At 71.0% G+C, this 14,461-nt stretch carries 13 protein-coding genes and 1 pseudogene; 4 read left to right on the top strand and 10 right to left on the bottom strand.

Annotation, left to right across the window (positions count from 1 at the left end; all coding sequences use genetic code 11):
- Positions 1-152: 152 nt before the first annotated feature.
- Positions 153-1,541 (top strand): annotated as a pseudogene (locus tag ACH4NX_RS35635) (glycoside hydrolase family 27 protein); the annotation flags it as partial.
- A gap of 79 nt (positions 1,542-1,620) precedes the next feature.
- Here the strand turns inward: ACH4NX_RS35635 and ACH4NX_RS35630 are convergent.
- Entirely contained in the window at positions 1,621-2,574 is a 954-nt protein-coding gene (locus ACH4NX_RS35630; protein WP_351393615.1) for an ROK family protein, read from the bottom strand.
- Positions 2,575-2,788: 214 nt separating this feature from the next.
- Between ACH4NX_RS35630 and ACH4NX_RS35625 the strand changes: the two genes are divergently transcribed.
- A complete protein-coding gene (locus ACH4NX_RS35625; protein WP_398130100.1) occupies positions 2,789-3,865 on the top strand; it encodes a LacI family DNA-binding transcriptional regulator in 1,077 nt (358 codons plus the stop codon).
- A gap of 180 nt (positions 3,866-4,045) precedes the next feature.
- On the opposite strand, the gene ACH4NX_RS35620 is transcribed toward ACH4NX_RS35625, so the two are convergent.
- The 5 genes from ACH4NX_RS35620 to ACH4NX_RS35600 form a co-directional block, all read right to left on the bottom strand.
- The gene (locus ACH4NX_RS35620) at positions 4,046-5,344 is read right to left on the bottom strand and encodes a DUF6986 family protein (RefSeq protein WP_351393611.1); all 1,299 of its coding nucleotides are present in this window, start codon (positions 5,342-5,344) and stop codon (positions 4,046-4,048) included.
- Positions 5,345-5,502: 158 nt separating this feature from the next.
- Entirely contained in the window at positions 5,503-6,465 is a 963-nt protein-coding gene (locus ACH4NX_RS35615; protein ID WP_398130099.1) for an electron transfer flavoprotein subunit alpha/FixB family protein, read from the bottom strand.
- Between the two features lie 55 nt (positions 6,466-6,520).
- Positions 6,521-7,309 (bottom strand): electron transfer flavoprotein subunit beta/FixA family protein, encoded by a 789-nt coding sequence (locus ACH4NX_RS35610; RefSeq protein ID WP_398130098.1) that lies wholly within the window; start codon positions 7,307-7,309, stop codon positions 6,521-6,523.
- A gap of 220 nt (positions 7,310-7,529) precedes the next feature.
- Positions 7,530-8,039: a flavin reductase family protein gene (locus tag ACH4NX_RS35605; protein WP_398130097.1), complete on the bottom strand. Its 510-nt coding sequence runs from the start codon at positions 8,037-8,039 to the stop codon at positions 7,530-7,532.
- A 145-nt stretch (positions 8,040-8,184) separates the two neighbouring features.
- Complete coding sequence (locus tag ACH4NX_RS35600; RefSeq protein WP_398130096.1) at positions 8,185-8,565, bottom strand: TlpA family protein disulfide reductase; 381 nt, start codon at positions 8,563-8,565, stop codon at positions 8,185-8,187.
- A gap of 282 nt (positions 8,566-8,847) precedes the next feature.
- Between ACH4NX_RS35600 and ACH4NX_RS35595 the strand changes: the two genes are divergently transcribed.
- A complete protein-coding gene (locus tag ACH4NX_RS35595; protein WP_351393597.1) occupies positions 8,848-9,576 on the top strand; it encodes a lysophospholipid acyltransferase family protein in 729 nt (242 codons plus the stop codon).
- 10 nt (positions 9,577-9,586) lie between these two features.
- Here the strand turns inward: ACH4NX_RS35595 and ACH4NX_RS35590 are convergent, their stop codons facing one another.
- From ACH4NX_RS35590 to ACH4NX_RS35575, 4 genes are all read right to left on the bottom strand, one after another.
- Positions 9,587-10,159 (bottom strand): transglutaminase family protein, encoded by a 573-nt coding sequence (locus tag ACH4NX_RS35590; RefSeq protein ID WP_398130095.1) that lies wholly within the window; start codon positions 10,157-10,159, stop codon positions 9,587-9,589.
- Between the two features lie 99 nt (positions 10,160-10,258).
- Positions 10,259-11,329, bottom strand: a complete 1,071-nt coding sequence (locus tag ACH4NX_RS35585) for a threonine aldolase family protein (protein WP_398130094.1) — start codon at positions 11,327-11,329, stop codon at positions 10,259-10,261.
- Entirely contained in the window at positions 11,326-12,072 is a 747-nt protein-coding gene (locus ACH4NX_RS35580; protein WP_351393636.1) for an SDR family NAD(P)-dependent oxidoreductase, read from the bottom strand. The genes ACH4NX_RS35585 and ACH4NX_RS35580 overlap by 4 nt, the downstream gene beginning before the upstream one ends.
- A gap of 71 nt (positions 12,073-12,143) precedes the next feature.
- Positions 12,144-13,547 (bottom strand): DUF6421 family protein, encoded by a 1,404-nt coding sequence (locus ACH4NX_RS35575; protein WP_351393590.1) that lies wholly within the window; start codon positions 13,545-13,547, stop codon positions 12,144-12,146.
- A gap of 227 nt (positions 13,548-13,774) precedes the next feature.
- Here ACH4NX_RS35575 and ACH4NX_RS35570 point away from each other — a divergent pair, with 227 nt between their 5' ends.
- The gene (locus tag ACH4NX_RS35570; protein WP_279563082.1) at positions 13,775-14,458 is read left to right on the top strand and encodes a glycerophosphodiester phosphodiesterase family protein; all 684 of its coding nucleotides are present in this window, start codon (positions 13,775-13,777) and stop codon (positions 14,456-14,458) included.
- Positions 14,459-14,461 lie beyond the last annotated feature (3 nt).

Below are 14,461 nucleotides of genomic sequence, written 5' to 3'. Positions count from 1 at the left end.
GCCCATTCCGTCAGATTCACGCTCTGACAACGACACTCACTCATACATGGTTACGCCTACTTACTCGACTTCGACGCCCAGCAGGTGAAGACCCCACCTCTTCCAACACAGTCGGACACGTCCTACCGTGAGCGCTCTGCGCCGACGTGAGCATGGCCTTTCCGCCCTGTCCGTCGCGTTTCGCCTGTCGTTCCACCTGTTCGGGGATTCGGAGGAACGTAGTGACACGTCCCCTTGCCACCCGCGCGTCCCGCAGGCGCACGACCGGGTCGCTCCTCACCGCCCTGCTGTGCGCGGCGGGACTGGCCGCGCCCGCCACCGCCGGCCCGGCCGTCCGGGAGCACGCCGCACCCGCCGAGAAGCACACCTCACCCGCCCCGGACGACGGACTCGCCCTCACCCCGCCCATGGGCTTCAACAACTGGAACTCCACACACTGCCGAGCCGAGTTCGACGAGGCGATGGTCAAGGGCGTCGCGGACCTCCTCGTCGAGAAGGGACTGAAGGACGCCGGCTACCAGTACGTCAACCTCGACGACTGCTGGGCGCTGCCGGAGCGGGACGCCGAGGGCAGACTCGTACCGGACCCTGCGCGCTTCCCGAACGGCATCGAGGCCGTGGCCGACTACGTGCACGCCAGGGGCCTCAAGTTCGGCATCTACACCAGCGCCGGCACGAAGACGTGCAGCGACATCGGCTTCCCCGGTGCGCTGGGCCACGAGTACGGCGACGCCCGGCAGTTCGCCGACTGGGGCGTGGACTACCTCAAGTACGACAACTGCAACAACCGGGGCGCGGACGCCGTGCGGCGGTACACCACCATGCGGGACGCGCTGAGGGCCACCGGCCGGCCGATCGTGTACAGCGTCTGCGAGTGGGGGGAGAACAGGCCCTGGCGCTGGGCGGGCGGCCTCGGGCACCTGTGGCGGACCACCGGCGACATCAAGGACACCTGGGGCTCGATGCTGTCGATCCTGAAGAAGAACCTCCCACTCGCCGAGCACGCCGGACCCGGCCGCTGGAACGACCCCGACATGCTGGAGGTCGGCAACGGCGGCATGACCGGCACCGAGTACCGCACCCACTTCTCGATGTGGTCGGTCATGGCGGCCCCGCTTCTCATCGGCACCGACCTGCGCGACGCGTCCGAGGAGACCTTCGAGATCCTCGGCAACCGGGAGGTCATCGCGGTCGACCAGGACCCGCTGGGCAAGCAGGGGACCGTCGTCTCCTCCGAGGGCGGTCGCTGGGTCGTCGCCAAGGAGATGCGGGACGGCAGCCGCGCGGTGGCGCTGTTCAACGAGTCCGGCAGCCCGCTGCGGATCACCACCAGCGCCGAGGCCGTCGGCCTGCCGGACGCGCCCGTCTACACCCTGCGCGACCTGTGGCGGCACGAGAGCTCCCACACCGCGGGCACCGTGTCGGCCACCGTCCCCGCGCACGGCACGGTCCTCCTACGGGTCCGGGCCGGTTCCGGCCCGCCCCACCACCCGCCCGCCGTCGCACCCGGCCTGGACGGCACCACCCTGTTCGAAGAAGGAGCCCGGCGTCGCTGATCAGATGGCCCGACGAGCAGCCCGCAGGGGCACCACGTGCGGCGGCCGGGTACGCCCCGCGCGCTCAGACCCGTGCCGGAGCCGCCCCCGCCGTCCTCGTCAGCGCCGCCGCGGCCGCTCCCACCAGCCCCGCGTCGGTCCCCATCTGGGCGGGGACGACCGCGAGGCGCCGCACGAAGGACAGGGTCGCGTATGCGGTCAGCGCCTTGCGCAGGGGGGCGAAGAGCACGTCGCCCGCCTTGCCGACGCCGCCGCCGACCACGGCGATGTCGATCTCGACGAGGGTCGCGGTGGCGGCGATACCGGCCGCCAGCGCCTGCGCGGCCCGTTCGAACGACGCCACGGCGACGGGATCGCCCAGCCGGGCGGCGGCGGCGACCGCCGCGGCTGAGGTGTCCTTGTCGGGGCCGGGGCGCCATCCGGCGTCGAGGGCGCGCCGCGCGATGTTGGGGCCGCTCGCTATGCGCTCCACGCAGCCGCGCGCGCCGCACGGGCACGGATCGCCGTCCAGGTCCACGCTGATGTGGCCGATGTGGCCCGCGTTGCCGGTCGGTCCGGGATGCAGCCTGCCGCCCAGCACCAGACCACCACCGACGCCCGTCGAGACCACCATGCACAGCGCGTTGTCGTGCCCTCGGGCCGCGCCCTGCCAGTGCTCGGCCGCCGTGATGGCCACGCCGTCGCCGATCAGCTCGACGGGCAGGCCACCGGCGGCTTCGCGGACCCGACGGACGAGCGGGTAGTCGCGCCAGCCGGGCACGTTCACCGGGCTGACCGTACCGGCGGAGGCGTCCACCGGGCCGGCGCTGCCGATGCCGACGGCCGTGGCCCGCCCCCACAGCGGCGACGCGGTCAGCTCCGTGAGCACGGCCTCGACGGCCCGCATCACGGTGTCACCGTCTTTCTGGGCGGGCGTCGCACGCTGAGCGCGCGCCTGGATGCGGCCGTGGCCGTCCACCAGCGCACCGGCGATCTTGGTGCCGCCGATGTCCAGCGCTGCCACGAGGTCGGTGTGCATCAGAGTCGGATCTCCCCGTCGGACCGAATGAAGAATGACGAACACAAGAACGCGCAGTGGACCGGTCCCGCGGTGGGGACGAGGACCGGAGAGTACGACGAACAGTGTCTCCCGCATTTGACAACGTTGTCCAGGCTCTATGCTCGACGCCACATCCTCATACAAACCCATGACCGACACATCCCCCGTGGACAACAGGAGCCGACGCACTCCCGTGGACGACAGGACAGGACACCGCATCGTGCCCGACACGACCCGCCGCGCAGCCCGCCTTCCCGGGAACCGATACGGCAACCGCCCGACCATGAAGGACGTCGCCGCCCGGGCGGGGGTCGGCCTCAAGACCGTCTCGCGGGTGGTCAACGGGGAGCCGGGCGTCACCCCCGAGACCGAACGCCGCGTCCAGGAGGCCATCGACGCGCTCGGTTTCCGCCGCAACGACAGCGCGCGAGTACTCCGCAAGGGCCGTACCGCCAGCATCGGCCTGGTCCTGGAGGACCTGGCCGACCCCTTCTACGGGCCGCTCAGCCGTGCCGTGGAGGAGGTGGCCCGCGCCCACGGCGCCCTGCTGATCAACGGGTCCAGCGCGGAGGACCCGGACCGCGAGCAGGAGCTGGTACTGGCGCTGTGCGCGCGACGCGTGGACGGGCTGGTGGTGATCCCGGCCGGGGACGACCACCGGTATCTGGAACCCGAGCTGAAGGCGGGCGTCGCCACGGTGTTCGTGGACCGTCCGGCGGGTCGGATCGACGCCGACGTGGTGGTGTCCGACAACTTCGGCGGCGCCCGCGACGGCGTGGCCCACCTCATCGCGCACGGACACCGCAGGATCGGCTTCATCGGTGACATGCCCCGTATCCACACCGCCGCCGAGCGACTGCGCGGCTACCGGGCCGCCATGGAGGACGCGGGCATACCGGTGAAGGACTCCTGGATGTCCCTGGGCGTCACCGACCCCGTGCGGGTGCGCCGGGCCGCCGAGGAGATGCTCGCCGACCGGCACCCGGTCACCGCGATCTTCACCGGCAACAACCGGGTGACGGTCACCGTGATCCGCGTCCTGGCCGAACACGCCCGCAGGGTCGCCCTCGTCGGCTTCGACGACATCGAACTGGCCGACCTGCTCCAGCCGGGCGTCACCGTGGTCGCCCAGGACGCGGCGGCCCTCGGCCGGACCGCCGCCGAGCGGCTCTTCCGCCAGCTGGACGGCACGCTGCTCGCGCCCGACCGCATCGAACTGCCGACCAGGCTGGTCACCCGCGGCTCCGGCGAGCTGCCACCGGCACCGTGAGCGGCACCTGACGGACGGCCGCGCGGGTCAGCGAGGCGGACCGGCGGCTGTGCGAGCGGGGGACGCGGCTGTTCGCCGAGGAGAGGCGGGTGACGGCGTCCGGCCCGGAGCGGTACGGACGCTCCGGGCCGGACGCTCCGGGCCGGACGGACGAACCCCTCGCCGGGACCCGGCCGCCGCCTACTGCGCCGATGCGGTGAGGTCACCGCGCCGCGGGGACGAGAAGCCTTCCAGGTCGGCGCGGGTCAGGCCGGTCAGCCGGGCGACCTCGCCGATGTCGAGGGCGCCGCAGTCCAGTCCGCGCAGCAGATAGCCGCTCAGGGCCTTGGCGGTGGCGGGCTCGTCCATGACGTCGCCGCCGGTGCGGTTGGCGTAGCGGGCGAGGCGGGCGGCGGCCTGCTCGAAGCCCTCGCGGTAGAAGGCGAAGACGGCCGCGTACCGGGTGGGGATGTGACCAGGGTGCATGTCCCAGCCCTGGTAGTAGGCGCGGGCCAGCGCGCGGCGGGTGAGGCCGAAGTGCAGGCGCCAGGCGTCGTGGACCTTCTCGGTGGGGCCGACGGGCAGGACGTTGGTGGAGCCGTCCGAGACGCGTACGCCGGTACCGGCGGCGGCGACCTGCATGACCGCCTTGGCGTGATCGGCGGCCGGATGGTCGCTGGCCTGGTGGGCGGCGGAGACGCCGAGGCAGGCGCTGTAGTCGAAGGTGCCGTAGTGCAGGCCGGTGGCGCGGCCCTCGGCGGCCTGGATCATGCGGGCGACGGCGGCGGTGCCGTCGGCGGCCAGGATGGACTGGCTGGTCTCGATCTGGATCTCGAAGCCGATACGGCCGGGCTCCAGGCCGCGGGCCTTCTCGAAGGCCTCCAGGAGCCGCACCATGGCGGTGACCTGTTCGGGGTAGGTCACCTTCGGCAGGGTCAGGACCAGCCCGTCCGGCAGGCCGCCGGCCTCCATCAGGCCGCTGAGGAAGACGTCGAGCGTGCGGATGCCCCGGGCGCGCACCGGGGCCTCCATGCACTTCATGCGGATGCCCATGTACGGGGCCGCCGTGCCCTGGTCGTACGCCTCGGCGATCAGCCGGGCCGCGCGGGCGGCGGCCTCGTCCTCCTCGGCGTCCGTGCGGTTGCCGTAGCCGTCCTCGAAGTCGACGCGGAGGTCTTCGATCGGCTCGCGCTCCAGTTTGGCGCGTACGCGGCTGTACACCGGCTCGGCGAGGTCGTCGGTGAGGCCGAGGACGGCGGCGAAGGACGCGGCGTCGGGGGCGTGTTCGTCGAGGGCGGCCAGCGCCCGGTCGCCCCAGGAGCGGATCGTGTCGGCGGCGAAGACGTCGCCGGGGACGTAGACGGTGTGGACGGGCTGGCGGGTACCCGGGTCTCCGGGGTAGCAACGCTCCAGCTCCGCGTCGACCGGTGCGAGGGAGGCACTGATCTCCTCGCCGACGGCGCCCGCGAGACTCGTCGCCACCTTCTCCTGCTGACCCATCCCACACCCTCCTGTTTTCCGCTGAACGGAATCAATAATCCGTAGAGCGAAGTTATCTGTCGGTCCCGCGCGGGTCAACACCATCCTGCGCAGACGCCGAGGCCCCCGCGACCAGGAAGGACGGTCGCGGGGGCCTCGGCAGGCGCTACGAGTGGAGGTCAGCCCTTGCGGGTCTTGACTTCCTCGGTCAGCTGCGGGACGACGTCGAAGAGATCGCCGACGACGCCGTAGTCGACCAGCTCGAAGATCGGGGCCTCGGCGTCCTTGTTGACCGCCACGATCGTCTTCGAGGTCTGCATACCGGCGCGGTGCTGGATCGCACCCGAGATGCCGGAGGCGATGTACAGCTGCGGCGAGACCGACTTGCCGGTCTGGCCGACCTGGTTGGTGTGCGGGTACCAGCCGGCGTCCACCGCGGCACGCGAGGCACCGACGGCCGCGCCGAGCGAGTCGGCCAGCGCCTCGATGATCGCGAAGTTCTCCGCGCCGTTGACGCCACGGCCGCCGGAGACGACGATCGCGGCCTCGGTCAGCTCCGGACGGCCGGTCGACTCACGCGGCGTGCGCGCGGTGACCTTGGTGCCGGTCGCCTGGGCGGAGAAGGACACCGACAGGGCCTCGACCACGCCGGTGGCCGGGGCCGGCTCGACGGCGGCCGAGTTCGGCTTGACCGTGATGACCGGGGTGCCCTTGGAGACGCGGGACTTGGAGGTGAAGGCGGCGGCGAACACCGACTGGGTGGCCACCGGGCCCTCGTCGCCGGCCTCCAGGTCGACGGCGTCGGTGATGATGCCCGAGCCCAGGCGCAGCGCCAGACGGGCGGCGATCTCCTTGCCCTCCGCGGAGGACGGCACCAGCACGGCGGCCGGGGAGACGGCCTCGTGGGCGGCCTGGAGGGCGTCCACCTTCGGCACGACCAGGTAGTCGGCGTACTCGGCGGCCTCGTGGGTGAGGACCTTGACCGCGCCGTGCTCGGCGAGGGTGGCGGCGGTGTCGGCGGCACCGTTGCCGAGGGCCACGGCGACCGGGTCGCCGATGCGGCGGGCGAGGGTCAGCAGCTCCAGGGTGGGCTTGCGGACGGCACCGTCCACGTGGTCGACGTAGACGAGAACTTCAGCCATGGGACTTCTTCTCTCCTGCTTGCGAGATGTGAGGGGCGGTCGGCGAATCCGGGGCTCAGATGAACTTCTGGCCCGCGAGGAACTCAGCGAGCTGCTTGCCGCCCTCGCCCTCGTCCTTGACGATCGTGCCCGCGGTGCGCGCGGGGCGCTCGGTCGCCGAGTCGACCTTGGTGTAGGCGTTCCCGAGACCGACCTCGTCCTCGTCGATGTCGAGGTCGGACAGGTCCCAGGCCTGAACCGGCTTCTTCTTGGCCGCCATGATGCCCTTGAAGGAGGGGTAACGCGCCTCACCCGACTGGTCGGTGACCGACACGACGGCCGGCAGCGACGCCTGAAGCTGCTCCGTGGCGGAGTCGCCGTCACGGCGCCCCTTCACGGTGCCGTCCTCGACGGAGACCTCGGACAGCAGCGTCACCTGCGGCACGCCGAGGCGCTCCGCGAGCAGCGCCGGTACGACGCCCATGGTGCCGTCGGTGGAGGCCATGCCGGAGATGACCAGGTCGTAACCGGCCTTCTCGACGGCCTTGGCCAGCACCAGGGAGGTGCCGATGGCGTCGGTGCCGTGCAGGTCGTCGTCCTCGACGTGGATCGCCTTGTCCGCGCCCATGGACAGCGCCTTGCGCAGCGCGTCCTTGGCGTCCTCCGGACCCACCGTCAGGACGGTGATCTCCACGTCGTCGTCGGAGTTCTCCGAGATCTGCAGCGCCTGCTCGACCGCGTACTCGTCCAGTTCGGAGAGCAGGCCGTCCACGTCGTCCCGGTCGACGGTCAGGTCATCGGCGAAGTGCCGGTCGCCAGTGGCGTCGGGCACGTACTTCACAGTGACAACGATCCTCAAGCTCACGCCGGCTCTCCTACTGCATCGACATTTCAGTGCTGCCTGCTTGCAGGCAGCATAGGCGCCCCAAGCGGCCGATCCCGGCCGGGGCGACCTGCGCTCCCACCGGAATATTACTCGTCAGTACACCCAGTTCTTTCCCGCTAAGCAAGCGCTTTGAACTGTGACCTTCGCAACGCAGCGTAACCGGAACCCGACGGCTTCGCAGCGGTGTCCCGGTGACCGGTCAGTCACGCAGCCCGCTGTAACGCCCCTGGTGGTAGAGCAGAGGGCTGCCGGTGCCCGCGGAGTCGCCGAGGAGCACCTCCGCCAGCACGATGCGGTGGTCCCCCGCGGGCACGCGGCCGACGACGCGGCACACGACCCAGGCGAGGACGTCGTCCAGCACGGGCACGCCCTCGGGGCCCTCGCGCCAGGCGGTGGGCGGGGCGAAACGGTCGGCGCCGCTACGGGCGAACGTGGCCGCGAGGTCCCGCTGGTGCTCACCGAGCAGGTGGACGCCGACGTACTCGGCCTCGGACACCGCGGGCCAGCTGGAGGAGCCGGTGCCGATGCCGAAGGAGAGCAGCGGCGGCTCGGCGGACACGGAGGCGAGGGACGTGGCCGTGAATCCCACCGGGCCGGCGTCACCGCGCGCGGTGATCACGGAAACCCCCGCCGCGTGCCGCCGGAAGACGGACCGCAGCAGGTCGGAGTCGGCGAGCCGCGGCGCGGCGAGGTCGGGTGTGGCCGTCATTCGGAATGTCCTTCTGCGTTGCGCCTCGGCCCGAGGGGAGGGAGCGAAGGCAAACGGGCCGGCTGACGACGGGTGGCACACACAGTCAAATACGTCCTGGGAGGGGAAAGCTGTGGAGAACGCCTCACCGACGGCGTGGCGGTAATCACACCGCCACGCCCAGCGCTGCGATCACGTCCGCCTTGCGCGGCTGCCCCACGGCGCGCCGCACAACGCGGCCGTCGGCGTCGAGGACCAGCACGGTCGGGGTCTTGAGTACGCCGAGGGCGCGGACGAGTTCGAGGCGGTCCTCGGCGTCGATCTCGACATGGGCGACGCCGGGGACCATACCGGCCACCTCGGCGAGGACCCGCCGGGTGGCTCGACAGGGGGCGCAGAACGCGCTGGAGAACTGGACGAGCGTGGCGCGGGCGCCGAGTTCCGCGCCGACGTCGGCCGCCTCGAGCCGTGGGCCGGACGTGTCGTACCGCGTGTCGTCGCCCTGCCCGCGCACCCGCGCGCCTCCGTTCCGCCGCCACCGCGGCACTCATGAGCGCGCGTCACCCGCGCGCGCCGCCAGCCGGTCCTGGTCCGGTCCGGTCGTCCGCACGTACAGCGTTCACGGGCCGGTGAAGATTCCCGGCTCACCGTTGTTTTTCGGCCACGAAACGGCGGATGACGTGATGAGGATCTCGCCGCGAGCGGGCACCAAGGCTGGTACACCGGCCGTTCTTGGGGCACGATCTGCGACAAGCCGCAAACCTACGGCTGCGTAACTTTCGACTGGGAGTCCCCTTCCCAGGCTGACAAGGAAGGGTCCGACCCGCCCATGGCAGAACTCGCCTACCGCCCGGCCATCGGTCTCGCCCGCACCCTGTTCAAGGTGTGGGACCTCAAGATCGACTGCCAGGGTTCGGAGAACATCCCGCGCTCGGGCGGCGCCGTGCTGGTGAGCAATCACATCAGCTACCTGGACTTCATCTTCGACGGCCTGGCGGCGCTGCCCCAGAAGCGGCTGGTGCGCTTCATGGCGAAGGAGTCGGTCTTCCGGCACCGGGTCTCCGGTCCGCTGATGCGCAACATGAAGCACATCCCGGTGGACCGCAAGCAGGGAGAGGCGGCGTACGCGCACGCCCTGGACTCGCTGCGGTCCGGCGAGATCGTCGGAGTCTTCCCGGAGGCCACGATCTCCGAGTCGTTCACGCTGAAGAGCTTCAAGTCGGGCGCCGCGCGCCTGGCGCAGGAGGCAGGCGTCCCGCTGATCCCGATGGCCGTGTGGGGCACGCAACGGCTGTGGACCAAGGGGCACCCGCGCAACTTCAAGCGCAGTCACACCCCGATCACGATCCGGGTCGGCGAGGCGATGGAGGCCTCCCGCGAGCAGTACGCGGGCGCCATCACCCGGCGGCTGCGCGAGCGGGTGCAGGAGCTGCTGGAGGCCGCACAGCGCGCCTACCCGGTGCGCCCCAAGGGAGCGGACGACACCTGGTGGATGCCGGCCCATCTCGGCGGCACCGCCCCGACGCAGGAGCAGCTGCGCACGGCCGAGGCGCGCTGAGCCGAGCGTGTCACAGGGTGGGCGGCAGCGTCGCCCACAGGTGGGGCCGGTCGGTGGCCGCCTTCAGCACGTCCACCACGGCCGGATGCGGCGCGGCGTACAGGTCCGGGTAGTCGGCCTCGCCGGCCGCGGTGTCCGGCGTGAAGGCCAGTTGCTCCCGCCCCAGGGAGAACCGCGCGTTCACGCCGGGTTTGTTGCCGCGCGGGTCCTGCCGGTGCCAGGCACCGTCGAACCGCACGGCGACCAGCCCGTGCACCACGTCGAACCGTTGGTAACACAGGGCGGTCGGGATGTCCTCGGCCCGTAGCAGCGCGGTCAGCGCGTGGGCCTTGGCGTAGCAGATGCCGGTGCGCCGCTCCAGGACGTCGGAGGCGCGCCAGGTGACGCGGGGGTCGCCGGAGTCCTGTGAGTGCGGGATGGTGTCGCGCACGAACTCGAAGGCCAGCCGCGCATAGGCATACGAGTCCTCCGCCTCCTTGGCGAGCCGCCCGGCCACCTCCCGTACACGTGGATGGCCGTGGTCGATGACCTCGTCGGCGGCCAGGTAGGCGGACAGGTCAGGGGTTCTCTGGATCAGCTCCATGCCCGCAGAGCATAGGAAAGCGATCACCCATCAGTCAATGACTTTTCAGATGACCGCATACCTATGCATGATTGCCTTATGCATGGCCCGGGTGGGCCGTCAGCGCGCCATCTCCTCCTTGAGGGCGGCCACGAACGCGTCGACGTCGTCCTCGGTGGTGTCGAAGGCGCACATCCAGCGCACGTCGCCCGCCGCCTCGTCCCAGAAGTAGAAGCGGAACCGCTTCTGCAGACGCTCGCTCACCTCGTGCGGCAGCCGGGCGAAGACCGCGTTGGCCTGTACGGGGTAGAGGATCTCCACCCCGTGCACGGCGCGCACACCCTCGGCCAGGCGCTGGGCCATCTCGTTGCCGTGCCGGGCGTTGCGCAGCCACAGGTCCTTGGCGAGCAGCGCCTCCAGCTGTACCGACACGAAGCGCATCTTGGAGGCGAGCTGCATCGACAGCTTGCGCAGATGCCTCATGTGCCGCACGGCGTCCTGGTTGAGCACCACGACCGCCTCGCCGAACAGGGCGCCGTTCTTCGTGCCGCCGAGCGAGAGCAGGTCGACGCCGACCGCGTTGGTGAACGTCCGCATGGGCACGTCCAGCGACGCGGCGGCGTTGGCTATCCGGGAGCCGTCCAGGTGCACCCTCATGCCGTGCGTGTGGGCGTGCTCGCAGATGGCGCGGATCTCGTCCGGCGTGTACAGCGTGCCGAGCTCGGTGCTCTGGGTGATCGAGACGACCTGCGGCATCGCGCGGTGCTCGTCGTCCCAGCCGTACGCCTGCCGGTCGATCAGGTCGGGCGTGAGCTTGCCGTCGGGGGTGGGGACGGTGAGCAGCTTCAGGCCGCCCACGCGCTCGGGGGCGCCGCCCTCGTCGACGTTGATGTGCGCGCTCTCGGCGCAGATCACCGCGCCCCAGCGGTCGGTGACCGCCTGGAGCGCGACGACGTTGGCGCCGGTGCCGTTGAAGACCGGGAACGCCTCGGCGCCGGAGCCGAAGTGGCTGCGGATCACGCGCTGGAGGTTCTCGGTGTACTCGTCCCCGCCGTACGCGACCTGGTGCCCGCCGTTGGCCAGAGCCAGGGCGGCGAGCACCTCCGGGTGGGCCCCGGCGTAGTTGTCACTGGCGAAACCGCGGACCTCGGGGTCGTGATGGCGACGCGCGTCGGTCTTCGGTGGGTTCACGGCTTCTCGGTCAGCCACAGACGGTTTCCGTTCACTTCCGCGGCGGACTTCTCCCAGACTCCGGCGACGGCCTCGGCGAGGTCCCGTACGTCCGTGAAGCCCGCGAACTTCGCGTTGGGGCGCTCGGCGCGCATCGCGTCGTGCACCAACGCCTTGACCACCAGGATCGCAGCCGCGGACGTCGGTCCCCGCTCGCCCCCCGCCTTGCGGAAGTAGTCCGCCATGGCCAGCGTCCACGCCTCGGCGGCGGCCTTGGCGGCCGAGTAGGCGGCGTTGCCCGCGGTGGGGTTGCCCGCGCCGGCGGCGCTGATGAGGACGTAGCGGCCGCGGTCGCTGCGCTGCAACGCCTCGTGGAAGGCGAGGGAGGTGTGCTGGACGGTGCGGATCAGCAGCTTCTCCAGGAGGTCCCAGTCGCCGAGGTCGGTCTTGGTGAAGGTCTGGCTGCCGCGCCAGCCGCCGACGAGGTGGACCACGCCGTCGACCCGGCCGAAGTCCTTCTCGATCCGGTCGGCCCACGCACGGGTGGAGTCCAGGTCGAGCAGGTCGACGGTCTCACCGGTGACCGTGGCGCCGCCGTGCGCGTAGCGTGCCGCGTCCACCGCCTCCGCCAGTCGCTCCGGATCGTTGTCCGAGCCGACGACCGTCGCACCCGCCTCGGCGAGCCGCAGCAGCGCGGCCCGTCCGGCGGGTCCGCCCGCTCCGGCGACCGCGATCACCGCGCCGTCGAGCGCCCCGTTCCCCATGGTCCTCGCCTCCTGTGCCTGTGCCTGTGCCTGTGCCTGCTGGGCGTGTTCCCGCGCGCCGCCGCCCTCGCTCACGCGGCGGCCCGCTCGGCGCCGTCCGTCGCGGCCGTGATGCCCCGGGTCGAGGCGATCACGTTCTTCAGCTTCTTGGACAGTGCCTCGTAGAACATGCTCAGCGGAAACTCGTCCGGAAGCACGTCATCGACGAGTTTGCGCGGCGGCAGGGTCAGGTCCAGGGCGTCGGGGCCCTTGGCCCACTTCGAGCCCGGGTGCGGGGCGAGGTAGGCGGAGACCAGTTCGTACCCGGCGAACCAGTGCACGATCTTGGGGCGGTCGATGCCGTCCCGGTACAGGGTCTCGATCTCGGTGCACAGCTGGTTGGTGACCTGCGGGGCGCGCTGCCAGTCGATGAAGAGCTTGTTGTCGGTCCAGCGCACGACGTCGTGCTGGTGCAGGTAGGCGAAGAGGAGCTGGCCGCCGAGACCGTCGTAGTTGCGCACGCGCTCGCCCGTGACCGGGAAACGGAACATGCGGTCGAAGAGGACCGCGTACTGCACGTCACGGGCCTGCGGGATGCCGTCGTCCGCCAGTTTCACGGCCTCCTTGAAGGCGGTGAGGTCGCAGCGCAGCTCCTCCAGGCCGTACATCCAGAACGGCTGGCGCTGCTTGATCATGAACGGGTCGAAGGGCAGGTCGCCGTGGCTGTGGGTGCGGTCGTGGACCATGTCCCACAGGACGAAGGCCTCCTCGCAGCGCTTCTGGTCGTCGACCATCGCGGCGACGTCCTCGGGCAGCTCCAGGCCCAGGATCCCGACGGCGGCCTCGGTGACACGGCGGAAGCGGGCGGCCTCGCGGTCGCAGAAGATGCCGCCCCAGGAGAAGCGCTCGGGCGCCTCGCGCACGGCGATGGTCTCCGGGAAGAGGACGGCCGAGTTGGTGTCGTAGCCGGCCGTGAAGTCCTCGAAGGTGATGCCGCAGAAGAGCGGGTTGTCGTAGCGGGTGCGCTCCAGTTCGGCCAGCCAGTCGGGCCAGACCATGCGCAGCACGACCGCTTCGAGGTTGCGGTCGGGGTTGCCGTTCTGCGTGTACATCGGGAAGACGACCAGGTGCTGGAGGCCGTCGGCGCGGCCCGCGGCCGGCTGGAAGGCCAGCAGGGAATCGAGGAAGTCGGGCACCTGGAAACCGCCGTCGGCCCAGCGGCCGAGGTCCGTCACCAGGGCCTCGTGGTAGGCGCGGTCGTGCGGAAGGAGCGGGGACAGCTCCTCGACCGCGCCGGCGACACGGCGTACGGCTTCCTCGGCGGCGGCCCGGTCGGGGGCACCCTCGGCGTCGAAGTCGATCGCCCCGTCCTTGGACTGCCATGGCCGGATCCGCTCCACGGCATCCTTGAGCACGGGCCATGCCGGGTGCTCCACCACCCTGCTCACCGGAGGAATGTTCTCCTCCACACCCACCTGCACAAGAATTTCCGTCATGTCCCATCCTCCACGGGAGAAGCTCACGTCAGGACACCGTAGGCATACGAGGTTTCTCCCAGCAAGGGGAGTCTCCGTAAATTATCCTGCCCGACCCTAGGCTTCACCGCATTTTTTCCTGCGGGATGCCGGACTCCGTATACCAGGCGCGGCAGGGGGGAAACGGTCCCGCAGGGCCGTTAGGCTGCGCCCTGCCATCGCCGCCGTCGACGGAAGCGAGTCGAGCCTTGAACTTCCTCACCATCGGTCACCGCGGAGTGATGGGTGTCGAACCCGAGAACACCCTGCGTTCCTTCGTCGCCGCCGAGCAGGCCGGCCTCGACGTCGTCGAACTGGACCTGCACCTGAGCAAGGACGGCGCGCTCGTCGTCATGCACGACGCGGACGTGGACCGCACCACCGACGGCACGGGCGCGATCGCCGAGCAGACCCTCGAGGAGCTGCGCGCGCTGGACGCGGGCCGCGGGGAGCGGGTCCCTGTCTTCGAGGAGGTGCTGGACGCCGTGTCGGTGCCGTTGCAGGCCGAGATCAAGGACGCGGCGGCGGCACGGACGCTCGCCGAGGTGATGCGCCGGCGGGACCTGGTGGACCGGGTGGAGGTGATCTCGTTCCACGACGAGGCCGTGGCGGAGATCGCCCGGCTGGTACCCGGGGTGCGGACCGCCCTGGTCGCGCAGTACTACGGCCCCGAGGTCGTGGACCGTGCCGTCAAGGCCGGTGCGGGCACGCTGTGCCTGGACATCAACCGGATCACGCTGGAGATCGTGGAGCGGGCCCGCAAGGCCGGTCTGCGGGTCTTCTGCTGGACGGTGAACACCCAGGACCACCTGCGGCTGGTGCGCGCCCTGGGCCTGGACGGTGCCACCACCGACTACCCGGAGATCAAACGCACCGGCCGCTTCACCGCGTGAACG

The sequence above is a fragment of the Streptomyces sp. NPDC017225 genome (assembly GCF_044331465.1).
Taxonomy (GTDB): domain Bacteria; phylum Actinomycetota; class Actinomycetes; order Streptomycetales; family Streptomycetaceae; genus Streptomyces.
This window is presented reverse-complemented; position numbering and strand designations above follow the sequence as displayed.